This window comes from Arthrobacter sp. SX1312 (assembly GCF_002929295.1).
GTDB lineage: Bacteria > Actinomycetota > Actinomycetes > Actinomycetales > Micrococcaceae > Arthrobacter_D.
Map to the genome: position 1 here is coordinate 1,398,237 of NZ_PJIM01000001.1, position 22,418 is coordinate 1,420,654.

At 70.9% G+C, this 22,418-nt stretch carries 16 protein-coding genes; 5 read left to right on the forward strand and 11 right to left on the reverse strand.

The genetic code is table 11. The annotated features are described in order from the left end of the window. Nucleotides 1-68: 68 nt before the first annotated feature. The 10 genes from CXQ92_RS06580 to glmS all read right to left on the reverse strand — a co-directional run bounded on the left by CXQ92_RS06580 (nucleotide 69) and on the right by glmS (nucleotide 14,403). The gene (locus tag CXQ92_RS06580) at nucleotides 69-578 is read right to left on the reverse strand and encodes a GNAT family N-acetyltransferase (protein WP_104166289.1); all 510 of its coding nucleotides are present in this window, start codon (nucleotides 576-578) and stop codon (nucleotides 69-71) included. Further along, complete coding sequence (mgrA, locus tag CXQ92_RS06585) at nucleotides 578-1,624, reverse strand: L-glyceraldehyde 3-phosphate reductase (protein ID WP_104166291.1); 1,047 nt, start codon at nucleotides 1,622-1,624, stop codon at nucleotides 578-580. Before mgrA ends, CXQ92_RS06580 begins: the two co-directional genes overlap by 1 nt. A 115-nt stretch (nucleotides 1,625-1,739) precedes the next feature. Further along, nucleotides 1,740-2,456, reverse strand: a complete 717-nt coding sequence (locus tag CXQ92_RS06590; protein WP_258069765.1) for an EAL domain-containing protein — start codon at nucleotides 2,454-2,456, stop codon at nucleotides 1,740-1,742. A gap of 170 nt (nucleotides 2,457-2,626) precedes the next feature. Next, nucleotides 2,627-3,829 (reverse strand): GGDEF domain-containing protein, encoded by a 1,203-nt coding sequence (locus tag CXQ92_RS06595; protein ID WP_104166293.1) that lies wholly within the window; start codon nucleotides 3,827-3,829, stop codon nucleotides 2,627-2,629. A gap of 154 nt (nucleotides 3,830-3,983) precedes the next feature. Beyond that, on the reverse strand, nucleotides 3,984-5,738 hold the full coding sequence (gene treZ, locus CXQ92_RS06600) for a malto-oligosyltrehalose trehalohydrolase (RefSeq protein WP_104166295.1): 1,755 nt from the start codon (nucleotides 5,736-5,738) through the stop codon (nucleotides 3,984-3,986). Further along, nucleotides 5,735-8,047: a malto-oligosyltrehalose synthase gene (treY, locus tag CXQ92_RS06605; protein ID WP_104166297.1), complete on the reverse strand. Its 2,313-nt coding sequence runs from the start codon at nucleotides 8,045-8,047 to the stop codon at nucleotides 5,735-5,737. The genes treZ and treY overlap by 4 nt, the downstream gene beginning before the upstream one ends. Nucleotides 8,048-8,101: 54 nt before the next feature. Then, entirely contained in the window at nucleotides 8,102-10,288 is a 2,187-nt protein-coding gene (gene glgX, locus CXQ92_RS06610; protein WP_104166299.1) for a glycogen debranching protein GlgX, read from the reverse strand. Nucleotides 10,289-10,429: 141 nt separating this feature from the next. Then, entirely contained in the window at nucleotides 10,430-11,992 is a 1,563-nt protein-coding gene (locus CXQ92_RS06615; RefSeq protein ID WP_104166301.1) for a bifunctional ADP-dependent NAD(P)H-hydrate dehydratase/NAD(P)H-hydrate epimerase, read from the reverse strand. A 44-nt stretch (nucleotides 11,993-12,036) separates the two neighbouring features. After that, complete coding sequence (locus CXQ92_RS06620; RefSeq protein WP_104166303.1) at nucleotides 12,037-12,408, reverse strand: holo-ACP synthase; 372 nt, start codon at nucleotides 12,406-12,408, stop codon at nucleotides 12,037-12,039. Between the two features lie 54 nt (nucleotides 12,409-12,462). After that, complete coding sequence (gene glmS / locus CXQ92_RS06625; RefSeq protein WP_104166305.1) at nucleotides 12,463-14,403, reverse strand: glutamine--fructose-6-phosphate transaminase (isomerizing); 1,941 nt, start codon at nucleotides 14,401-14,403, stop codon at nucleotides 12,463-12,465. Nucleotides 14,404-14,464: 61 nt separating this feature from the next. On the opposite strand from glmS, the gene coaA reads away from it, so the two are divergent. Then, the gene (gene coaA, locus CXQ92_RS06630; protein WP_258069766.1) at nucleotides 14,465-15,442 is read left to right on the forward strand and encodes a type I pantothenate kinase; all 978 of its coding nucleotides are present in this window, start codon (nucleotides 14,465-14,467) and stop codon (nucleotides 15,440-15,442) included. Between the two features lie 2 nt (nucleotides 15,443-15,444). Then, the gene (locus tag CXQ92_RS06635) at nucleotides 15,445-16,314 is read left to right on the forward strand and encodes a D-alanyl-D-alanine carboxypeptidase family protein (protein ID WP_104166309.1); all 870 of its coding nucleotides are present in this window, start codon (nucleotides 15,445-15,447) and stop codon (nucleotides 16,312-16,314) included. Nucleotides 16,315-16,329: 15 nt separating this feature from the next. Here the strand turns inward: CXQ92_RS06635 and CXQ92_RS06640 are convergent, their stop codons facing one another. Continuing rightward, complete coding sequence (locus tag CXQ92_RS06640) at nucleotides 16,330-17,076, reverse strand: SDR family NAD(P)-dependent oxidoreductase (RefSeq protein ID WP_306738458.1); 747 nt, start codon at nucleotides 17,074-17,076, stop codon at nucleotides 16,330-16,332. 178 nt (nucleotides 17,077-17,254) lie between these two features. On the opposite strand from CXQ92_RS06640, the gene CXQ92_RS06645 reads away from it, so the two are divergent. From CXQ92_RS06645 to CXQ92_RS06655, 3 genes are read left to right on the forward strand one after another with little or no spacing between them, the layout of a single operon-like run. Next, nucleotides 17,255-18,667 (forward strand): MFS transporter, encoded by a 1,413-nt coding sequence (locus tag CXQ92_RS06645; protein ID WP_104166313.1) that lies wholly within the window; start codon nucleotides 17,255-17,257, stop codon nucleotides 18,665-18,667. A 3-nt stretch (nucleotides 18,668-18,670) separates the two neighbouring features. Next, nucleotides 18,671-20,833, forward strand: a complete 2,163-nt coding sequence (locus tag CXQ92_RS06650) for a molybdopterin oxidoreductase family protein (protein ID WP_104166314.1) — start codon at nucleotides 18,671-18,673, stop codon at nucleotides 20,831-20,833. Beyond that, entirely contained in the window at nucleotides 20,830-22,386 is a 1,557-nt protein-coding gene (locus CXQ92_RS06655; RefSeq protein WP_104166316.1) for an FAD-dependent oxidoreductase, read from the forward strand. Before CXQ92_RS06650 ends, CXQ92_RS06655 begins: the two co-directional genes overlap by 4 nt. Nucleotides 22,387-22,418 lie beyond the last annotated feature (32 nt).

Here is a 22,418-nt window from a genome sequence, read left to right on the forward strand (position 1 = left end):
GTGTCCCGGCGTCGCCGCGCCGGTGCCCCGCGCCGTCGTGTCGATGCCGTGGCGATGCCGTGGCCCGCTTACAGGAAGCGGTGCATGATGTGGAGGCCGGTCGGTCCGGCCGAGGGATGGAGGAAGGCGCCCGGGACGGTCCCGACGATCGCGAAGCCCAGTGAGATCCAGAGGGCGACAGCCCGTTCATTCGTCTGGACGACGGCGTTGAACTGCATCGCCGTGTAGCCCGCCGCACCCGCTTCCTCGAGCACGTGGCCGGCGAGGGCACGGCCCACCCCACGGCCCCCGGCGTCGGCCGCGACCAGGAAGGAGGCGTTCGCCACATGGGCCCCGTTGCCGCCCCGGTTGGCGTGCAACTGCGCCGTGCCGACGACGCGACCGGTGTCGGCCTCCACCGCCACGACCACGACGAGGGTCGGATCGGTCCCGGCCGCACCGGGAAGCCATTCGAGCCGGCCCGCTGCCTCGTCCAGGGAGGTGTCCCAGCAGTAGGTCTCACCCGCCCGGGCCACCGGTCGCAGGATGTCCCAGATGGCCGGCCAGTCCTCCGGGACGGCCACCCGGAACCGGAGCATCAGGCCTCGAGGGCGTTGGCCCAGAGGTTGATGTCGGACTCGACGGCGTATTCGTCGATGGCGTGAAGCTCCTCGGCCGTGAAATCCAGACGTTCGATGGCGGCGAGGCTGTCCTCGAGCTGGCGGACGCTGGAGGCCCCGATCAGCGCCGAGGTCACCGGGGTGCCGCTGGACCGATCCCGCAGGATCCAGGCGATGGCCAGCTGCGCCAGGCTCTGCCCCCGACCCTCGGCGATCCGGTTCAGGCCCCGGATCCGGTCCAGGTTCTCCGCACTGAGCTGGCCCTGATCCAGCGATTTCCCCGCGGCGGCCCGGGAGTCCTCCGGCACCCCGTCCAGGTACCGGCTCGTCAGCAGGCCCTGCGCCAGCGGGGAGAACGCGATCGAGCCTGCCCCGACCTGCTCCAGGGCCTCGAACAGATTCGGGGACCCGTTCTCCGTCCACCGGTTCAGCATCGAGTACGAGGGCTGATGGATCACCAGCGGCGTCCCCAGGTCCTTCAGGATCGCCGCGGCCTCCAGGGTCCGCTCCGGCGAGTACGAGGAGATCCCCGCATACAGGGCCCGCCCGGAGCGCACCGCGGTGTGCAGGGCGCCCATCGTCTCCTCCAACGGGGTCTCCGGATCGGGGCGGTGGCTGTAGAAGATGTCGACGTACTCCAGACCCATCCGCTCCAGCGACTGGTCCAGGCTCGCCAGCAGATACTTCCGCGACCCGAAGTTCCCGTACGGGCCCGGCCACATGTCGTACCCGGCCTTCGTGGAGATCACCAGCTCATCGCGGAACGGGCGGAAATCGTCCTTCAGATGCCGGCCGAAGTTCGTCTCCGCGCTCCCGTACGGCGGGCCGTAGTTGTTGGCGAGGTCGAAATGCGTCACCCCCAGATCGAACGCCCGGCGCAGGATGTCCCGCTGCACCCCGAACGCCTTGTCGTCCCCGAAGTTGTGCCACAGGCCCAGGGACACCGCGGGTAACTGCAGCCCGCTCACCCCCACCCGGCGGTACGGCATCGACTCGTAGCGGCTCTCAACAGGGTGATACGTCATTGCTTCATCCTAGGGGAGCATCCCGACGCGGCGTGGGACGGAATGACGTCGCTGGACATCCGGCGAGGAGGCGTGGCCGGCCTGATCGTCGGGAAGCCCGGGCCGGGGCGCCTGGTCAGGCGCTGGCGCTGATCGCCGCACCCGATCGGATCCGGACCTGAGGGAGTTCCTCGAAGGCCGGCTTCGCGAACCAGTAGCCCTGGAACAGGCGGATGCCGCTCCGCTTCAGGAACGCGAACTCCGCCTCCGTCTCGACGCCTTCTGCGAGCACCGTGATGCCGAGGTCCTCGGCGATGCCCACGATGCCGGCGACGACGGCCTGGCGGGCCGGGCTGCTGTCGGCTCCCCGGACGAGCTTCATGTCGATCTTGATCAGATCCGGCTGGAACTCGACCAGGAGCCCCAGTCCCGCATGGCCGGCACCGAAGTCGTCGATGGCGGTGGTGAAACCATGCTTGCGGTACTCGGTGATGATGTTCGTGAGGTGGGCGGTGTCCGCGACTTCCTCGTTCTCGGTGAACTCGAACATGATCGACGACGTCGGGAAACTGCATCGAGCGGCCGCGAGCAGCGTCGCACGGAGGCATGCCGCCGGTTCGTAGACCGCGTTCGGCATGAAGTTGATCGACAGCTTCACCTCTTCGTCCGCGGGAAACAGCCGCGACGCGAGTTCGATGGCCTTGATCCGGCAGTCCTGGTCGAAGCGGTATTTCTGCTCCGGGGAGACCCTCGACAGCACCTCGAAGGCGCCCTCGCCCGCCAGCCCCCTGACCAGCGCCTCGTAGCCCCACACCCGGTCGTCCACCGCGTCGTAGATCGGCTGGAAAGCCATGCTGAAATCGAAGTCGAGTCGTGACGATGTCGCGCAGCCGTTGCATGCCATGCGGAGTGCCCCCTTACTGGTCCGGTCCACCATAGGACATGCACCGTCCGGTGCGGATGTGCCACGCGAGAGCCGGTTTCCTCGCGCCGCGCCGGGCTGGTGATCACCCGACGCGCGGTTCAGACCCTGACGTCGTCCCCGGGAGATCCGGGGGACGTGCCGTGTCGCTGGTCCGCCGGTCCGACGGCCTGGACGGACTTGTCCCGCCCCCCGGCTTTCGCCGTGTACAGCGCGCGGTCGGCCGCGGCGATCGCCGCATCGAGGTCGTAGCCGGACGCCTCGATCGAGGAGATGCCGTAACTCACCGTGGGCATCGTGAAGCCACCCGGTGTGGGCTGCACCCGCAGCGCCAGGCTCACGTCGCGGGTGATGTCCTCGGTCCGGGAGACCGAGGCACCGGGCAGCAGGAAGATGAACTCCTCGCCGCCGTACCGCCCCACGAGATCCGTGGCACGGACCGTCTCCGAACAGGCCTGCGCGAAGGCCTTCAGCACGCTGTCACCGGCTGCATGGCCGTGGGTGTCGTTGATCGCCTTGAAGAAGTCGAGGTCGGCGAGGATGAGCGCTCCGGGCCGTTCCGTCCGTGCCAGGCGGTCCACGTGCAGGTGTGCGAGGTCGAGGAAGCCGGCGCGGTTGAGCAGCCCGGTCAGGGCGTCCCGGTCGGCACGCGTCCGCAGGTCGGCCGCGATCTGCTCGGCGCTGAGCGCGGCCGCGCTGAAGGACACGATGACCAGCAGGACCAGGGTGACCAGTGCCGTGATGCTCGAATCGAAGAAGGTGGTGAACACGTAGCCGTCCGGTCCTCCCACGACGAAGGCGACGCCCCGGGCGAGGTACAGCACCGCGACGGCCCCGGAGGCGGCCGCGAGCGGCGCCTGCACCCTGCTGTAGCTGCTGGGCAGGCGCCACAGCTCCCACGAGGCGAGCCCGATCGTCAGGGACATCATGCCGAGGAACACCGCTCCACCGGACCACGTGTTCGTCGCCGGGCTGTCGACCACCGAGGCCAGCAGGGTGAGCAGCGGCGCCGCCGCGAGTTGCAGCCAGCCCGGCCTTCCGGTCCGCAGGGTCCGCGCCCCGGCCCAGACGCTGACCGTTCCCATGACCGACAGCGTGTGGGCCGTGGGGTGCGCCCAGACCTGGTGGTGCGAGCCGTCGAGCAGGTGGATGGAGGATCCGATGCAGAAGAACAGGATCGCTGCACACCACCAGGCGCTGTAGGCGGAGCGGGTCTGGCGGAACGCCACGGTGTAGAAGAGCACCAGGAGGGTGATCGCGACGGCGCCGAAGGCAACCCGCAGTGTGGTGATGTCCAGCGTCATAGGTGTTCCTGCCGTCTCGTTCTTCCTGGTCCCGTCTCCGGATGCCCAGGGGATTCGCCTCCCGGGGGAAGAATCTCCAGCCAGTATGCAGGAGCCCACCGACCCTTCGGCCGGTGGGCTCCCTCTCCTGTCGAAACCCTTGCAGAGTCCTGATCTACGCTCGGCCCGGGGCGAGGACCAGGGAGGCGTGTGCCGGCAGCTGCACCGTGTCGGCCAGCAGCCCGACGCCGTCCACCGTGGACAGCAGGACCTCCGCGGTGCTGCCGCCCACCGGGACGGTCACCATCGCATCGCTCAGGTTGAGGATCACGGCGGTGCTGCCCCGATGCAGGACGATCCAGCGGCTGTCCTCGTCGAAGTCCACGGAGATGCTGCCGAAGTCGGGGTCGCGCAGTTCCGGTCGTGACCGGCGGAGGCGGATGAGCTCGCGGTACGTGGACAGCAGGTCGGCGTGGTGTCCCTGCTCCACTTCCGCCCAGTCCAGCTTGGCCGAGGCGAAGGTCGCGGGGTCCTGCGGGTTGGGGACGTCCTCCGGGCGCCAGCCCATGCGCTCGAATTCCCTGAGCCGCCCCTCCGCGGTGGCCTTTCCGAGCTCCGGCTCCGGGTGGGACGTGAAGAACGGCCACGGCGTCGACGCCCCGTACTCCTCGCCCATGAACAGCATCGGCGCGAACGGCCCGAGGATGTTCAGGACCGCCGCCTGCGCGAGCTGCGCCGGGTTCAGCGTGGCGCTGATGCGGTCGCCGGCGGCCCTGTTGCCGATCTGGTCGTGGTTCTGGGTCGCGACGACGAGTTGCAGGGGGCTGACCCGGGCCGGGTCGATCTCGCGGCCGTGGTGACGTTCCCTGAAGGACGAATAGGTGCCGTTGTGGAAGAAACCCTTCTCGAGGACCTTGGCGAGCGCGCCCACCGAGTCGAAGTCGAGGTAGTACCCCTCGGTCTCCCCCGTCAGGTTGACGTGCACCGCGTGGTGGAAGTCGTCGCTCCACTGCCCGGCGAGACCGTAGCCACCGACCTCGCGGCCCTGGATGAGGCGCGGATCGTTGAGGTCCGATTCGGCGATGAGGAACAGCGGCTTGCCGAGTTCCGCCGCGCACTCGTCCGTGCGGATGGCGAACTCCTCGAGAATGTGCACCGCGCGCTCGTCGTGGAGTGCGTGCACGGCATCGAGGCGCAGCCCGTCCACGTGGTAGTCCCGGAACCACATCAGCAGGTTCTCGAGGACGTAGTTCCGGACCTCGTCCGACTGCGGGCCGTCGAGGTTCAGGGAGTCGCCCCACGTGTTGGACAGGCCCTCGGTGAGGTAGGGACCGAAGAGCCCGAGGTAGTTGCCGCTCGGACCGAGGTGGTTGTGGACGACGTCCTGGATGACGCCCAGACCCGCCTGGTGTGCCGCGTCGACGAAGCGCTGGTAGGCGGCCGGGCCGCCGTACGTCTCCTGCACCGCGTACCAGAGGACGCCGTCATAACCCCAGTTGTGCGTGCCGTTGAACGCGTTGACGGGCAGGAGTTCCACGTACTGGACACCGAGGTCCACCAGGTGGTCCAGCTTGCCGATGGCGGCGTCGAGGGTTCCCTCGGGGGTGAAGGTACCGAGGTGCATCTCGTAGATGACGCCGCCGTTCATCCCCGGAGACTGCCACGATGCGTCCTGCCACTGGTGCGCGGACGGGTCGAACGTCCGCGAGAGCCCGTGCACTCCGTCGGGCTGGCGCCGTGACCGGGGATCGGGCACGGGTGTCCCGGCGTCGTCGACGAGGTAGCCGTAGGACACGTCCTCGCCGGCCGCGGGGGCCTCCGGGGCGTGCCACCACCCGCCTCCACCCTGCGTCATGGGGTATCGGGCGCCGTCGGCGACGAGGGTGAGGGACGTGGCGCGGGGTGCCCAGACCTCGAATGGCGAACTCATGCTGCGTCCTCCTGGACCAGTAGTGCTGCGGGGAAGGTGGAGAAGATGTCGGCGGCCCTGACGGTGCCGCCGGTCACCGAGGCGCCCGTGAGGGCACAGGTGTACCGGCCCTCGGGGAGCTCGAGCGTGGTGTCGCCCCAGCCGGAGCCCTGCGCGAGCGTGTAGGGCAGGCGCGTGATCAGGGTGACGGCCCCTCCGCGGTCGAACGCGAAGACGTGGTCCGCTGCCGCACCGGAGGACGTGATCGCGGTGTAGCCGGTGAACAGTTCGGGACGGTCACGGCGCAGTCTGAGGGCGCGTGACACGACGAGCAGCTTCGCGTGGGCGTCGGCATCGACCTGGGGCAGCGCGCCGAAGTCGAGGTCGGTCAGCACCTTGCGGCGGGCGTCGTAGTCCACCTCGCGGCGATTGTCGGGATCCACGAGGGAGGTGTCCCAGAACTCGGTCCCCTGGTAGACGTCCGGCACCCCCGGCATGGTGAGCTGGAGCAGCTTCAGTCCGATCGAGTTGGACCAGCCGGCCTGCTGGATCCGCGCGACGAGGCCGGAGATCAGCGACGCCACGGCGTCGTCGTCGAAGGCCGCGTCGACGGCGTCGTGCATGCCGCGTTCGAATCCTTCGTCCGGCGCGGTCCAGTGCGTGCTGGAATCCGCTTCGCGGGACGCCTTCTCGGCGTAGGCGTGGGCCCGCTCCCTGCTGAGCGGCCAGGCCCCGATGAGCGACTGCCACAGGAGCGGCGCGAAGGACGGGTCCTTGATGGGGGCCAGCTCCTCCAGCTGGTCGAGGAGGCCTGTCCATTCGCCGGCGAGTTCCGAGAGCACGGAGATGCGCGACCGCGTGTCCTCGCTGCGCTTGGTGTCGTGCGTGCTGAGGGTCGTCATGCCCAGCGGGCTCTCGGCCTGCCGTTCGAGCAGGCGACGGTGCAGTTCCAGCGGGTCGATCGAGAAGATGGACGGGTCGGCGCCGACCTCGTTGAGCGAGACGAGGCGGGAGTACCGGTAGAACGCGGTGTCCTCGACGCCCTTCGCCATCACCATGCCGGAGGTCTGCTGGAAGCGACGCGCGAGTTCGGTGAGCTCCCCGGGGCCCTCGAGGAACGGGTCCAGGAGCGGGTGGAGCACGGCGAGGGCGTCCGCGAGGTCGGGGCGGCGCACCTGGGCGTCCCGTACCGCGTCGGCGAGGTACTCGGCACCGCCGGGCAGGTAGCTGCGGTAGACGGGGAAGCAGGTGAGCAGTTCGGCGATCGCGTCGGCCGTCGTGTCGGCGTCGAGGTCCGCAGTGGCCGGGACGAGCCGCGCGAGCCGCAGCACCTCGGAACGGAGGATGCCGTCGGCGATGCCGCGCTTGGTCCCGTGGATCATCTCGTGGAACGGCGCGACCGGCACGGACCGCGTGAGCCCGTGCTCCCCCGCAGGGTCGGTGAACAGCCGGTCGATGTCCGCGAGGGCGTCGTAGCCGGTGGTGCCCTCCGTCGCCCAGTCCGTCGGGAGCTTCTCCCCCGGCTCGAGGATCTTCTCCACGAGCACGTAGGCGCCACCGGTCAGGGTGCGGAGGTCCTCCAGGTAGCCCTTCGGGTCGGCGAGACCGTCGGGGTGGTCGATGCGCAGTCCGTCCACGAGCCCCTCGTCGAACCACCGCTTGACCTCGCTGTGGCTCTCCTGGAACACCCAGGGGACCTCGACGCGCAGCCCTGCGAGGGTGTTCACGCCGAAGAACCGCCGGTAGTTGAGCTCCGCATCCGCCCGGCGCCAGTTCACCAGTTCGTAGTGCTGGCGGGCGTGGACCTCCGCCCCCGTGTCGCCCGGGTGGGCCGTGCCGTCCGCGATCGGGAACCGGTTGTCGTAGTAGTGCAGCTCACCGTCGACGACCGCGAGCTGGTCCAGCTCGTCGTCGCCGTCGCCGAGGACCGGGACCCGGAGGCGCCCCCCGTTGGCGTCCCAGTCGACGTCGAACGCCTCGGCCATGCGCGAGCGGCGGCCCTCCGCCAGGAGCTGCCACCACCACGCGTTGTCCGCGGGGGTCTCGATGCCCATGTGGTTGGGCACGATGTCGACGAGGACGCCCAGGCCCGCCGCCCGGGCGGCCTCACTGAGGGCAGCGAGGCCGTCCGGACCGCCGCGGTCGGGGTCCACGGTGGTGGGGTCGGTGACGTCGTACCCGTGCCCGGACCCCTTCTCCGCCGTGAGGATCGGCGACAGGTACACCCAGTCCACCCCCAGGTCGTGCAGGTACGGCACCAGGGCCGCGGCCCGATGCAGGTCGAACTCGCTCCGGATCTGCAGCCGGTAGGTCGATTTCGGTGTCAACACGTGGGGGTCCTCCTGGGACGGTGGGTGGGTGTACCTGTCGGGGCGGGACAGGCGCTAGGGGGTGCCCGTCTTGGCGGTGACCTCGTTGGCGAGGATCGCCAGCGACGCCGCGACCGAGTGGTCGAGGTCCTCGACCTCCGTGTGGACCCGGAGGACCACCATGGACTTCGCCTCGACCGAGACCGTGGCGCCGGCCGGGATGGCGGCGGTGTCGGCGTACTTGCCGGCCGTGTCGATCACCTCGTCCCAGGAGGTGCCGTACTCGTCCGACGGGATCGTGAAGTCGACGGCCTCGTCATGCGCGTTGAAGTAGAGCAGGAAGTTGGCATCGACGATCCGCTGTCCACGGGCGTCGCGCCCCTGGATGCCCTGCCCGTTGAGGAACACGCCGATCGAGCGGCCGAAGCCGCTGTCCCAGTCCTCGGGGGCCATGAGCTCACCTGCGGTGTCCAGCCAGACGATGTCCGGCAGCGCCTCGCCCTCGCCGCGGCGCACGGGCCGTCCGTCGAAGAACCGGCGACGGCGGAAGGTGGGGTGCTCGGAGCGCAGGCGGTTGACGGCCGCCGTGAACTCGAGCAGCGGCTGGTCCATCTTGTCCCAGTGCACCCAGCTGAGCTCGGAGTCCTGGCAGTAGGTGTTGTTGTTGCCGTCCTGCGTGCGGCCGATCTCATCGCCGTGCAGCAGCATCGGAACGCCCTGGGAGAGCAGCAGTGTCGCGATGAAGTTGCGCTGCTGCCGGACCCGGAGTGCGAGGACCCCGGGGTCGTCGGTGGGTCCCTCGGCGCCGCCGTTCCATGACCGGTTGTGCGATTCGCCGTCGTTGTTGTCCTCGCCGTTGGCCTCGTTGTGCTTCTCGTTGTAGGACACGAGGTCGCGCAGCGTGAACCCGTCATGGGCCGTGACGAAGTTGATCGAGGCGACGGGGCGTCGCATGCTGTGCTCGTAGAGGTCGGCCGAGCCCGTCAGGCGGGACGCGAACTCACCGATGCTGGAAGGCTCGCCGCGCCAGAAGTCACGGACGGTGTCGCGGTACTTGCCGTTCCACTCCGTCCACTGCGGCGGGAAGTTGCCCACCTGGTAGCCGCCGGGTCCGACGTCCCAGGGCTCGGCGATGAGCTTGACCTGCGAGACGATCGGATCCTGCTGCACGAGTTCGAAGAAGGCCGACAGGCGGTCCACCTCGTAGAACTCGCGGGCGAGGGCCGAGGCCAGGTCGAAACGGAAGCCGTCGACGTGCATCTCGGTGACCCAGTAGCGCAGGGAGTCCATGAGCAGCTGCAGGGAGTGCGGGTTCCCGACGTTGAGGGAGTTACCGGTGCCCGTGGTGTCCATGTAGTACTGCTTGTCGTCCTCCACCAGGCGGTAGTAGGACGCGTTGTCGATGCCGCGCATGGAGATGGTGGGGCCCATGTGGTTTCCCTCGGCGGTGTGGTTGTACACCACGTCGAGGATGACCTCGATGCCCGCCAGGTGCAGTTCGCGCACCATGGCCTTGAACTCCTGGACCTGCTCGCCCTGGTCCCCGGAGGAGTTGTACTTGTTGTGCGGCGCGAAGAAGCCGATGGTGTTGTAGCCCCAGTAGTTCGAGAGGCCCTTCTCCTGGAGCGTGCTGTCGTTCACGAACTGGTGCACGGGCATGAGCTCGATCGCCGTGACGCCGAGCTTCTGCAGGTGCGCGATCACCGAGGGGTGGGCGATGCCGGCGTAGGTGCCGCGCTGCTCCTCGGGGATGTCCGGGTGCAGCTGCGTGAGGCCCTTGACGTGCGCCTCGTAGATGACGGACTGGTGGTAGGGCGTCCGCGGCATGCGGTCGCCGTCCCAGTTGAAGAAGGGGTTGACGACGACGCCGAGCATCATGTGCGCTGCGGAGTCGTCGTTGTTGACGGAGTGCTCGTCGCCGAAGTTGTAGCCGAACAGCGCCTGGTCCCAGTCGAGGTCGCCGGAGATGGCCTTCGCGTACGGGTCGAGGAGGAGCTTGTTCGGGTTGCAGCGGTGTCCCTCTGCCGGGTTGTTCGGGCCGTGGACCCGGTAGCCGTACTTCTGCCCGGGAGTCACCTGCGGGAGGTACCCGTGCCAGACGTAGCCGTCGACCTCCTTGAGCTCGATGCGCGTCTCCGTGCCGTCGTCGTCGAAGAGGCAGAGGACAACCAGGTCCGCGACCTCACTGTAGAGCGCGAAGTTCGTGCCGGTGCCATCGTAGGTGGCTCCCAGGGGATAAGCGTCGCCGGGCCATAGTTCCATGAGTTCTCCTTGTATCTTCTGCCGCGGCCGCCTCCATGGGCGGTCACGTATCACTCGCAGGCGTCGGGGTCCTGGTGCCCCGCGTGCTTGCTTCATACATAGCGCATTCGTCTGTCAACGCGGTTAATTGGGTCGGTCACCTCAGGGGGTTGCGGCTAGGCGACGCTCCTCCACGAGGTCCGCGACCACCGCACGGATGGACCCGGGCAGACCGGACACCACCACGGGTCCGGACCGGGCAGCGAGCTGTCCGGCCCTTCCGTGGATCAGTGCTCCCGCGGCGGCGATGGCCGCCCAGAGGTCGGCATCCGCCACCCCTACGCGGTCCGCCGCGCCGTCGTCCCCGGCGAGGGTCGCGATGAGCGCACCGATGATACCGGAGAGCGTGTCCCCGGAGCCTGCGGTGGAGAGCCAGGGGGTCGCATCGGCCTGGACGAACAACGCGCCGGAGGGGGCTGCGACGACGGTCGTGTACCCCTTGAGCAGCACCGTGGCGCCCGTGCTCTCGGCGGCACGCAGCGCGAAATGCGCGGGCTCGGCCTCGATCTCGGACCGCTCCGCGTCGACCCCGCGGGCCGCCAGCAGCTCGCGCAGTTCTCCCGCGTGCGGCGTGAGGACGACCTGCGGGCCCATGCGTTCGGGCACCGCGGTGAGCGCCCCCGCGTCGACGACGACGGGCAGCCCCGAGGCGATGGCGTCGACGGCCCGGCGCCGCTGGTCGTCGTCGTCCACGGCACCGGGGCCGACGAGCCATGCCTGGGAGCGCGCCTCGGCGATCGATCCGGTGGACGCCACGGCCTCGGGGTTCCACTGGTGGACCAGCGCGGCGACGGGGTCCGGGCCGAGGTAGCGCACCATCCCGACTCCGGTGGCCAGCGCCGCACCGACGGCGAGGGCGGCAGCTCCCGGGTAGCGCGTGGATCCCGCGGCGACGCCGAGCACCCCGCGCGAATACTTGTGGTCGTGCGCCCCGGGCAGGCGGAGGAGGGCTGCGGCGTCGGCGCCCTGGAGGCTGCGCGCGGCCGGCGTGAAAGCGGAGAAGTCGAGGCCGATGTCGACCACGTTCAGCACACCGGCCGCCACTGCGCCGTCGCCGATCAGGAGGCCGGGCTTCGCGGCCCCGAAGGTGACTGTCGCATCCGCGAGGAGGACGGGCCCGTCGATGCGGCCTGTGTCCACGCCGATGCCGCTCGGCAGGTCGCAGGCGACGACGATCGTGGATCGGGCCGCACGCGGGCCGGCTGCCGCGTCGAAGGCCCGGACGAAGTCCGCGGCGGGGCCGCGCAGGCCGCCGCCGGCACCGGTGCCGAGGATCCCGTCGAGGAGGATGTCGGAGGCGGCCGCATGGGCCGCCAGGGCGGCGAGGTCGGGGGCGTCGCCCAGGCGGACGCTCGTCCCGCCGGCGTGCGTGAAAGCCTCGAGCGCAGCGTCGTGGACGCGGTCCGCCGTGAGGATCGCCGTTGCCCCGACGCCCCGCCGCAGGAGACGCTCCCCCGCGTACAGCGCATCCGCGCCGTTGTTCCCGCTCCCGGCCAGCACGACGGCGGTGGCCCCGTAGGTGCCGCGACCGGCCTCGCGCAGGAGGCCGAGGGCCACGCCGAACAGGCCGTGGGCAGCCCGCTGCATCAGGGCGTCACCCTGGCCGGCGTCGAGGAGCGGTGCCTCCGCAGCGCGGACGTCACCAGCGGAAAATGCTTGGAGCATATGATCGAGCTTAGCGGTAAGCCAGACGATAATCAGCAAGGTTACTATTGGCGGCCTGCCGGTATGCTGCCCTCGGCCACGACCATGGCCGTGGCGAGCCCGCCGTCGTGGCTGATGGACAGATGCCACGTCTGGACGCCCCGGGCGGCGGCGGCCTCGGCCACGGTCCCGTCCACCACGACGGACGGCGCGCCGGTCTCGTCCACCGCGATGGTGCAGTGCTGCCAGTTCATGCCCACGGGAGCGCCGACCGCTTTCGCGACGGCCTCCTTGGCCGCGAAACGCGCGGCGAGCGACCGGGTGTTCAGGTGGCGTTCGGCGGGCACGAACAGACGCTCGAGGAGCGCCGGGGTGCGTTCGAGCTGCTGCCGGAAGCGTTCGACGTCCACGACGTCGACGCCGATGCCGACGATCACACCCGCACCCGGCCAGGTGCCGCCGCGGAGCTCCGCAGCGGCACCGGGAAGGGACTATTCAACCGTGACCGACTTCGCCAGGTTGCGCGGCTGGTCGACGTCGTAGCCCTTGGCGCTGGCCAGGGCGAGGGCGAAGATCTGCAGCGGCACCGTGGTCAGCAGCGGCGCGAGCAGCGTGGGGGACTCCGGCACGTAGAACACGTGCTCCGAGTACGCCTCCACCGAGGTATCGCCCTCCTCCGCGATGACGATCGTCACAGCGCCGCGCGCGCGGATCTCCTGGACGTTGGACACCACCTTGGCGTGCAGGGAGTCGCGGCCGTTCGGGGACGGCATCACCACGACGACGGGCTGGCCCTCCTCGATCAGGGCGATCGGCCCGTGCTTGAGCTCGCCCGCGGCGAAGCCCTCGGCGTGGATGTAGGCCAGCTCCTTGAGCTTCAGGGCCCCCTCCATCGCCACGGGGAAGCCCACGTGGCGGCCGAGGAACAGGACCGACTTGGCGTTGGCCATGTCCGCGCCGAGCTGCTTGATCTTGTCGGCGTCGTCGAGGATGGACTGGATCTTGGCGGGGATGCTCGAGAGGTCCGTGAGCACGTCGGCGATCTCGTCCCGGTACTTGTTGCCGCGCAGCTGGGCGAGGTACAGGCCCAGCAGGTAGGCGGCGGTGATCTGCGCGAGGAACGCCTTCGTGGAGGCGACGGCGATCTCCGGGCCGGCGTGCGTGTACAGCACGGCGTCCGACTCGCGCGGGATCGTGGAGCCGTTGGTGTTGCAGATCGCGACGACCTTCGCGCCCTGCTCGCGGGCGTAGCGGACCGCCATGAGCGTGTCCATGGTCTCGCCGGACTGGGAGATCGCGACGACGAGCGTCTTCTCGGTGACGATCGGGTCGCGGTACCGGAACTCGTGGGACAGCTCCACCTCGGTGGGGATGCGGCACCAGTGCTCGATGGCGTACTTGGCCACCTGGCCGGCGTAGGCCGAGGTGCCGCAGGCGAGCACCACGATCTTGTCGACCGAGCGCAGGATCGTCTCGTCGATGCGCAGCTCGTCGAGCATCAGGTTGCCATCGACGTCGGAACGGCCGAGGAGGGTCTGGCCGACGGCGTCGGGCTGGTCGTGAATCTCCTTCTCCATGAAGGAGTCGAAGCCGCCCTTCTCGGCGGCCGCGGCGTCCCAGCTGACGTGGAACTCCGTGCCCTCGGCGGGGGCGCCGAAGAAATCGGTGATGGTGACGTCGTCGGGCGTGATGGTGACGATCTGGTCCTGGCCGAGCTCGACGGCGCGGCGCGTGAAGTCGATGAACCCGGAGACGTCGGAGCCGAGGAAGTTCTCCCCGTCGCCCAGTCCCACCACGAGCGGTGAGTTGCGGCGGCCGGCGACGACGACGCCGGGCTGGTCCTGGTGGATGGCGAGGAGCGTGAACGCCCCTTCGAGGCGCTGGCATGCCTGCTGCAGGGCGAGGGTCAGGAGATCGCCCTGGGCGCCGCTCTCGACGAGCCCCCGGTACAGCTGGCCGACGAGCCCGGCGGCGACCTCGGTGTCGGTGTCCGAGATGAAGCTCAGTCCCTCACCGGTCAGTTCCGCCTTCAGTTCGGCGTAGTTCTCGATGATCCCGTTGTGGATCAGCGCGAGCCGGTCGCCGTCGGCGAGGTGCGGGTGCGCATTCTCGTCGGTGGGTCCGCCGTGGGTCGCCCACCGCGTGTGCCCGATCCCGGTCAGCGAGCGCGGCAGCGGGTTCTCCGCCAGCTCCCCGACGAGGTTCGTCAGCTTGCCGGCCTTCTTCCGCGACTCGATGCCGGTCGGGGTGATCACTGCCACCCCGGCGGAGTCGTACCCGCGGTATTCGAGGCGCCTGAGGCCCTCCATGACGACGTCGAGCGCGCCGTGCTGCGCTTCGGACGGTTCCTGATCGAACGCCGGGGCGACAGAGTCAAGCGCCGACGATCCCTGGCCGTTGTCCCGGCCTACATATCCCACGATTCCACACATGACACCTAGCGTACCGGTGGCCGTGTTTGTTAATGCGCAGGCCACCGGGCAGAATCGTCGGGTGAATGACAGAGGCACGGGGACGCAGCAGGCCATCAATGCCGAATCCTTCACCCCCTTCGTCGAACTCGACCGCCAGATGTGGTCCCGCCTGTCCCACGAGATCAGGAGCCCCCTGAACGTCGAGGACGTCCAGCGCCTGCGCGGCCTGGGTGACGCCCTGAACCTCGACGAGGTGCGCGAGGTCTACCTCCCCCTCTCCCGCCTGCTGAACCTCTACACGGCGGCGGCCGGCCAGCTCCACGCGGCCACCAACACGTTCCTCGGCGAGCGCACCACGCGCACGCCCTTCGTGATCGGCGTCGCCGGGTCCGTGGCGGTGGGCAAGTCGACGACGGCGAGGGTGCTCCGCGAGCTCCTGCGGCGCTGGCCGGACACCCCCGACGTGGCCCTGATCACCACGGACGGCTTCCTGTACCCGAACGCGGAGCTGGAGCGTCGGGGCCTCATGCAGCGCAAGGGCTTCCCGGAGTCCTACGACCGCCGGCGGCTCCTGCGCTTCGTCAGCGAGGTCAAGAGCGGTGCCGCCGAGGTCCGCGCCCCCTCGTACTCGCATCTGACCTACGACATCGTGCCGGGCCGCGAGGTGGTGGTCCGCCGGCCGGACGTCCTCATCGTCGAGGGCCTCAACGTCCTGGCCCCGGCGCGTCCGCGGCCGGACGGCATCACGGGACTCGCGCTGAGCGACTTCTTCGACTTCTCCATCTACGTCGACGCGAAGACCGCCCACATCAAGGAGTGGTACGTCCACCGCTTCCAGTCGCTGCGCTCCAGTGCGTTCGCCAAGCCCGAGTCCTACTTCCACCGGTACGCCGACCTCAGCGACGAGGAAGCCCGCCGGACGGCGACCAGCATCTGGGAGCGCATCAACGAGCCCAATCTCGTGGCGAACGTCCTGCCCACGCGCGGGCGGGCGCAGCTGGTGCTCACCAAGGACGCCGACCACTCGGTGCGCCGTATGCTCCTCCGGAAGACCTGACCGTGCGCGTCCTGCCGTCGGTCGCGTTCGTCGTCCTCGCAGTGACGCTCTCGGCGTGTTCCGGGCCGGATCCTGCCCCCGCTACGCCTTCCGGCACCACGTCGGGTACCACGGCTGCGGGGAGCACCGCTCCCCCGGCTCCGGCGTCGGACCCGGCCGGGCCCACCCGGACGACGACGGACCTGCCGGCCCCGCCCCAGCGTGAACCCCGTCCCGCCGGGAGCGGTCCGGCGGCGGCACCCCCTCCGGCGTCGTCGGCACCCCCTGCCCCCGCCGCGAGCGCGCACACCGACCCCGTGGCCATCGACGTCGTCGTCAACAAGCGCAGGCCCCTGACCCCGCTGGACTACGCGCCCGCCGACCTGCGCCGGCCCGACGTCGCCACGCCCACCGGGTTCGACCTCCTGCGCCCCGATGCCGCCGAGGCCGTGGAGGAGATGTTCGCGGCGGCCGCGGCGGACGGCGTGGGCCTGGCCATGGTCAGCGGGTACCGCTCCTTCGCGGACCAGGAATCGACCTACGCGTACTGGGTGGGCCAGTACGGTGGTCCGGCGGGTGCGGACACCGTGTCGGCCCGCCCCGGCTACTCGGAGCACCAGACGGGCCTCGCCTTCGACCTCGCCCAGGCCGACGGCGCCTGCACCCTGGTGCGCTGCTTCCGGGACACGCCCGCCGGGCAGTGGGCGGCGGCCAACGCGGCCGACTTCGGGTTCATCCTCCGCTACCCGCTCGGGTTCCACGAGATCACCGGCTTCTCGGCGGAATCCTGGCACTTCCGGTACGTGGGCCGGGACGTCTCCCTGGCCATGGAGGCGGCCGGGACGCAGACCCTGGAGGAGCACTTCGGCCTGCCCGCGGCGCCCTCGTACTGAGCGCGGCGCGTCCCCTCACCGGCCGTCCGGGCGGCCGACCGGCAGGGACACGCCGGTCTCCCCGGCCAGTGCCTCGAGCAGGCGGTCCTGGAACGCGATGTCCCGCACGGCGTCGTGGGGCTGCCGCCGCCGGCGGTGGAACCAGTACCCGCCGGTGGTGAGTGCCTCGGGATCCTCTCCCGTGGCGAGCCACACCTGGGTCCGGTGGCCGAGGTCGAGATCATCGGGTGCATCGGGCCCGCCCATCCTCGTGGGGACCCATCCCGGATCCACCGCGTTGCTCAGGACGTCCGGACGCAGGCGTGCCAGCGCGGCGGAGAAGGCGGTGAGGAAGAGCTTGCTGTCCCCGTAGTGGCCGGGCGTGCGGCCCCGCCAGTCGACGCCGTCGAGGGACGGGCGCCCGCTGTAGTGCGACCCGCTGCTGAGGTACACGTGGCGCCGCGGACCCTCGAGCAGTGCGGTCAGGAGGTACGGGGCGATCACGTTGACGGGCATGACGGCGGTGCCGCTCCAGACTCCCGCGTTGTGGATGACGGCGTCGGGGGTCCCGCCCGCGTTCAGCCCGGTGGCGATCCGCAGGACCGCCTGCCGGTCCTCGAGATCCCCCACCACGAGCCCCGCTCCCTGAGCGGTGAGGGGCGCGAGAGCGCCGGCACGGCTCCCGGTGCGGGCGTGCACGACGACGTCGTGACCCTCCTTCAGGAGGGCCTCCGCCGCTGCCAGCCCGAGGCCGTCCGTGGATCCGGTGACCAGCACCCTCATGATCGTCCCCCTTCGCGGGATCCGGTGTCCGCTGCGCAGCGTGCACCCAGGACCTCACCGTACCGATCCGGCGCGGATAGGTGAACGTCACGGAGCGTTTACGCAGCACGCAGGGGACGGAAACGCGCGCTCACTAGCGTCGGGGGGAAGCAGCCACACCAGCCTCTGGAGGACGTCCGTGAGCATCGACGAAGCAGCATCTCCCGCACGTGCGACGGCGGCTCCCGCGCCTGTCGCGAGCGCACCCCCGCTGGTCCACCGCCCCGGCCGGTGGATCGACAACTGGGACGCCGAGGACACCACCCAGTGGAACAGCGGCGGCAGGTCCATCGCGCGGCGCAACCTGCGGTGGTCGATCGCCTGCGAGTTCCTCGGGTTCGTGGTCTGGCAGCTGTGGTCGATCGTCGTCGTGTACCTGCCGGCGGCGGGCTTCACCTTCTCCACCTCGCAGATCTTCTGGCTGATCTCCATGCCCTCCCTCGTCGGGGCGACGCTGCGCATCCCCTACACCTTCATGGTGCCGAGGCTGGGTGGCAGGAACTGGACCATCATCTCCGCGCTGCTCCTGCTGATCCCGACCATCGGACTCGGACTGTGCGTCTCGAACCCCGAGACCCCGTTCGGGGTGATGCTCGCCGTGGCGGCGCTGGCCGGCTTCGGCGGCGGCAACTTCGCGAGCTCGATGGCGAACATCACGTTCTTCTACCCCGCCCGGGAGAAGGGGTGGGCGCTCGGCCTGAACGCGGCGGGCGGCAACCTCGGCGCCGCCGTCGCCCAGCTGGTCGTGCCCATCGTCGTCGCCCTCGGCGCCGCCGCCACACTGGACCTGCCCCTCGCCGGCTGGATCTGGGTGCCCCTGATCCTCGCCGCCGCCTTCGGTGCCTGGAAGTTCATGGACAACCTCTCCAGTGCCCGGAGTGATCTCGCCGGGTCCCTGGCGGCCGTCCGTGAGCCGCACCTGTGGATCATGGCGCTGCTCTACATGGGGACGTTCGGCTCGTTCATCGGATTCGCCGGAGTCTTCCCGAAGCTGATCGTCGATTCCTTCCCCGCCTTCTCCACGATCGCCATGGGACCGGCGACGCTGTCCCTCGCGTTCCTCGGTCCCCTGGTGGGGTCCCTCGCCCGGCCCTTCGGCGGCCGGCTGGCCGACCGGTTCGGCGGAGCAGTGATCACCGTGTGCGCCTTCGCGGTCATGGCCGCGATCGCCCTGGCCGTCGTCTGGACGCTCCCCCTGGCCGACTTCTGGCTCTTCCTCGGGCTCTTCCTCGTCCTCTTCGCCGCAGCCGGTGCCGGCAATGGGGCGACCTACCGCATGATCCCCGTCATCTTCGCCCGGCGCGGCGCCGCAGCAGGGTCCGAACTCCGGGAATCGGTGAGCACCGCCCGCAAGTCCGCCGCCGCCCTCGGGCTGATCTCGGCGGTCGGCGCCTACGGCGGCTTCCTCATCCCGCAGGTGCTCAACGCCTCGAAGGGCGCCTCGGGCAGCTACGACGGCGCGTTCTACGGCTTCGTCGGCGGGTACGTCCTCATGCTCGCCGTCACCTGGTTCTTCTACCTCCGCCGGTCCTCGACCCTCGGCAAGGTCTGACCGATGCAGCAGGCAGCGACCGGACAGCCCACACACTGCCCCTACTGCGCCCTCCAGTGCGCCATGACGGTCACCGCGTCCGGTACGCACGACGGCGGTGCCCGCGTCGACGGCCGCGACTTCCCCACCAACCGGGGCGGGCTGTGCCGCAAGGGCTGGTCCGCCGCGGAGTTGCTCCGGCATCCCGACCGCCTCACCGCGCCGCTGCTCCGCGACGCCGACGGCGTCCTCCGGGAAGCCGCGTGGGACACCGTCCTGGACCTCATCAGCGACCGCGTCCTGAGTATCCAGGCCGGGCACGGCCGGGACGCCGTCGCGGTGTTCGGTGGCGGCGGGCTCACCAACGAGAAGGCCTACACGCTCGGCAAGTTCGCCCGCCTCGCGCTGCGCACGTCCCGCATCGACTACAACGGCCGGTTCTGCATGTCCTCGGCGGCCGCCGCGGGCAACCGGGCCTTCGGCCTCGACCGCGGCCTCCCCTTCCCCCTCGAGGACCTCGGCGGCGCGTCCGTGGTCCTGCTCCTCGGCTCGAACGCCGCCGACACCATGCCCCCCTTCGTCCAGCATCTGGGAGGAGCCCAGGCCGCGGGCGGCCTGGTCGTCGTCGACCCCCGGCGGTCGGCGACCGCCCGGCTGACCGACCAGGGCAGGGGGATCCACCTGCAGCCCACCCCCGGCACGGACCTCGTCCTGCTCCTGGGCCTGGCCCACGTCGTGGTGGCGGAGGGCCTGACGGACAACCGCTTCCTGGAGGCGCGGACCAGCGGGTACGACGGCGTCGCCCGTGGCCTCGCGCAGTGGTGGCCGGAACGCGTACAGGGCATCACGGGAGTCCCTGCGGCGTCCCTGCGTGCCGTGGCGCGGCTCCTCGCCGCGGGGGCCCGGCGCGGCTCGGACGGCAGCCAGGGCGCCTACATCCTGACCGGCCGGGGCATCGAGCAGCACGCCGACGGCACCGACACGACGACGGCCGCGATCAACCTCGCGCTGCTCCTCGGACTCCCGGGCACGGCCCACAGCGGCTACGGGACGCTCACGGGCCAGGGCAACGGGCAGGGCGGTCGGGAGCACGGGCAGAAGGCCGACCAGCTTCCGGGCTACCGGAAGATCACGGACCCGGCGGCGCGGGCCCACGTCGCCGCCGTCTGGGGCGTTCCGGAGGACCTGATCCCCGGGCCGGGCCTGCCCGCCGTCGAGCTCCTCGCCTCGCTCGGGAGGCCGGGCGGCACGCGCTGCCTCTTCGTGCACGGCGCGAACGTCGCCGTCTCCGCGCCCGACGCCGCCACGGTCATCGAGGGCCTGCGCTCCCTCGACCTCCTCGTGGTGTCCGACTTCTTCCTGTCGGAGACCGCGGCGCTCGCGGACGTCGTCCTGCCGGTCCTGCAGTGGGCCGAGGAGGACGGCACGGTGACGAACCTGGAGGGCAGGATCCTGCGGCGGCGCCGGGCCGTCGAACCGCCCCCCGGTGCCCGGAGCGAGCTGTGGGTCATGCAGGAGCTCGCGTGTCGACTGGACGCGCCCTCCCGGTTCAGCGAGGACCCGTCCACCATGTTCGACGAGCTCGCCCGCGCCAGCGCCGGCGGCATCGCGGACTACTCGGGACTCGACTACGGCGTGCTCGACAGCGGCGCCCCCGCGTACTGGCCGTACCCGGCGGGCAGCACCGGGACACCGCGGCTGTTCGTCGACGCCTTCGCGCACGCCGACGGCCGTGCCGTGCTGGTCCCCGTCGTCCCGCGGACCGCTGCGGCGGCGGCGCGCCGGCCGGGCCCCCTGCTCCTGGCCACGGGCCGGCTCCTCGAGCACTACCAGTCCGGCACCCAGACCCGGCGCGTCCCGGCGCTGCTCGCGGCACAACCGGTCCCACGGTTGCAGCTCCACCCCTCCACCGCGCAGGACCTCGGCATCGCGCAGGGCGAGCGCGTGGTCGTGACCAGCCCCCACGGCGAGGCCCGGGCGCTGGCGGATCTCACCCCCGACATCCGGCAGGACACGGTCTTCCTGGCCTTCCACTTCGCGGACGCCGGGTCCGCCAACCTCCTGACGGGCGGCAGCACCGACCCGGTGTCGGGCATGCCGGAGTTCAAGACGACGCCCGTCCGCGTGGCACGTCTGGTCCCGCTGGACGACGGCGTCCGCACGGACGGACTGGAGGTCGTCGCTTGAGACCGCCGGAATCCTCCGTCGCGTGCCGCGTCGTCGTCGTCGGTTTCGGACCCGTCGCGGCGCGGCTCGTCGAACACCTCGAGCCCCTCGTCGCCGCGGGGCTGGTCTCCCTGACCGTGATCGGGCAGGAGGCCGACGCCGCCTACAACCGGGTGCTCGTCGCCGATGTCGCCGTCGGCCGTACCCCTGAAGCCGCCATCCGGCTCGCCGACGCCGACACGCTCCGGTCCTCGGGCATCGACGTGCGCCTCGGGGCCTGCGTGGCGCGCATCGACCGGCCGTTCCGCCGCGTGCTGCTGACCGGTGGCGAGGCCGTCGACTACGACCGGCTGGTCCTCGCGACCGGTTCCCGCCCCGTCCGCCCGCGGCTGAAGGGACTGGAGGGGCCCGAGACCTCGCCGCTCCCACCGGGGGTCAGCTTCCTCCGCGACCTCCGCGACGCCCGGGCGGTGGCCGCCGCGCTCGCCGCGCAGCAGCGGATCGTCGTACTGGGCGGCGGCATCCTCGGGATCGAGGCCGCCCTCGCCGCGGCCGAGGAGGGTGGGCGCATCACCCTCCTCCACCACGGCCGCTCCCCCATGGAACGGCTCCTCGGGGACGGCGCGCGGGTGCTGGCGACCGCTCTGCGGCACGCCGGCATCAACGTGGTGGCCGGGACGTCCACGGGGATCGACCTGGAGGACGGGCGATTCGCGGGCGTCGGTCTGGAGGGCGGGACCCGCATCGACGGCGGCGCGCTCGTGCTCGCATGCGGCGTGCGTCCGCGCACGGAGCTCGCCGAGGGCAGCGACCTGGCGGTCGCGGACGGCATCCTCGTGGACCATTCGCTGCGAGCGGTCGGCACGGAGGACATCTGGGCCATCGGCGACTGCGCGGAGGTGTGCTGCCTCCGCCTCTCCTGTGAGGCGTGCGCGGGCGTCACCGCCCCCCAGGGCCTCATCGGCCCGGGCTGGCAGCAGGCGGACGACCTCGGGGAAGCCTTCGCCGCGGAGTTGTCCGGGGACGCCCGCGGGCCGAGCGACGGATCTGGCGGAGGGCCCGGCGCCGGGGCTGCCGGACGGCGTGACGCCGTCGTCGTGCTGAAGGCCCGCGGCGTCGACGCCGTGGTCGCGGGTGAGACGGACGCGGATCCGTGGACGGTGGAGCCGGGCCTCGCGGTGGCGGAGTGGGCGGACCCGGGGCACGGACGCTACGCGAGGATGGTCACGCGCGACGGCGTCCTCACCGGCCTCGTATGCGTGGGGATGCCGCGCACGGGCGCCGAACTGGTCCTGCTGTTCGAGCGCGGCAGCGAACTCCCGGCGGATCGCTCCAGCCTGCTGCGGCTCGACAGCGCGGAGGGACTGCCGGCCGCCTCACCTCCCGGCCCGGCCGCCACGCTGTGCCGGTGCGCGGGGGTCACCCGCGGCTCCGTGCAGGAGTCCGTGGCCGCCGGCTGCGCCTCCGTGCAGGACGTCTCGACCGCCACACGGGCCGGGACGGGGTGCGGCGGATGCCACGACGACATCCGGACCGTCATCGAGCGGCACTTCGCCGCAGCGGTCGCGTCGTGACGGTCGCCTCGTGACGCGGTGCCGGTCCGGGT

Excerpts from the sequence above, each read along its gene's own strand:
- CXQ92_RS06580 (WP_104166289.1), bottom strand. The coding sequence starts at position 578 with ATGCTCCGGTTCCGGGTGGCCGTCCCGGAGGACTGGCCGGCCATCTGG.
- mgrA (WP_104166291.1), bottom strand. The coding sequence starts at position 1,624 with ATGACGTATCACCCTGTTGAGAGCCGCTACGAGTCGATGCCGTACCGC.
- CXQ92_RS06590 (WP_258069765.1), bottom strand. The coding sequence starts at position 2,456 with ATGGCTTTCCAGCCGATCTACGACGCGGTGGACGACCGGGTGTGGGGC.
- CXQ92_RS06595 (WP_104166293.1), bottom strand. The coding sequence starts at position 3,829 with ATGACGCTGGACATCACCACACTGCGGGTTGCCTTCGGCGCCGTCGCG.
- treZ (WP_104166295.1), bottom strand. The coding sequence starts at position 5,738 with ATGAGTTCGCCATTCGAGGTCTGGGCACCCCGCGCCACGTCCCTCACC.
- glgX (WP_104166299.1), bottom strand. The coding sequence starts at position 10,288 with ATGGAACTATGGCCCGGCGACGCTTATCCCCTGGGAGCCACCTACGAT.
- CXQ92_RS06615 (WP_104166301.1), bottom strand. The coding sequence starts at position 11,992 with ATGCTCCAAGCATTTTCCGCTGGTGACGTCCGCGCTGCGGAGGCACCG.
- glmS (WP_104166305.1), bottom strand. The coding sequence starts at position 14,403 with ATGTGTGGAATCGTGGGATATGTAGGCCGGGACAACGGCCAGGGATCG.
- CXQ92_RS06640 (WP_306738458.1), bottom strand. The coding sequence starts at position 17,076 with ATGAGGGTGCTGGTCACCGGATCCACGGACGGCCTCGGGCTGGCAGCG.
- CXQ92_RS06650 (WP_104166314.1), top strand. The coding sequence starts at position 18,671 with ATGCAGCAGGCAGCGACCGGACAGCCCACACACTGCCCCTACTGCGCC.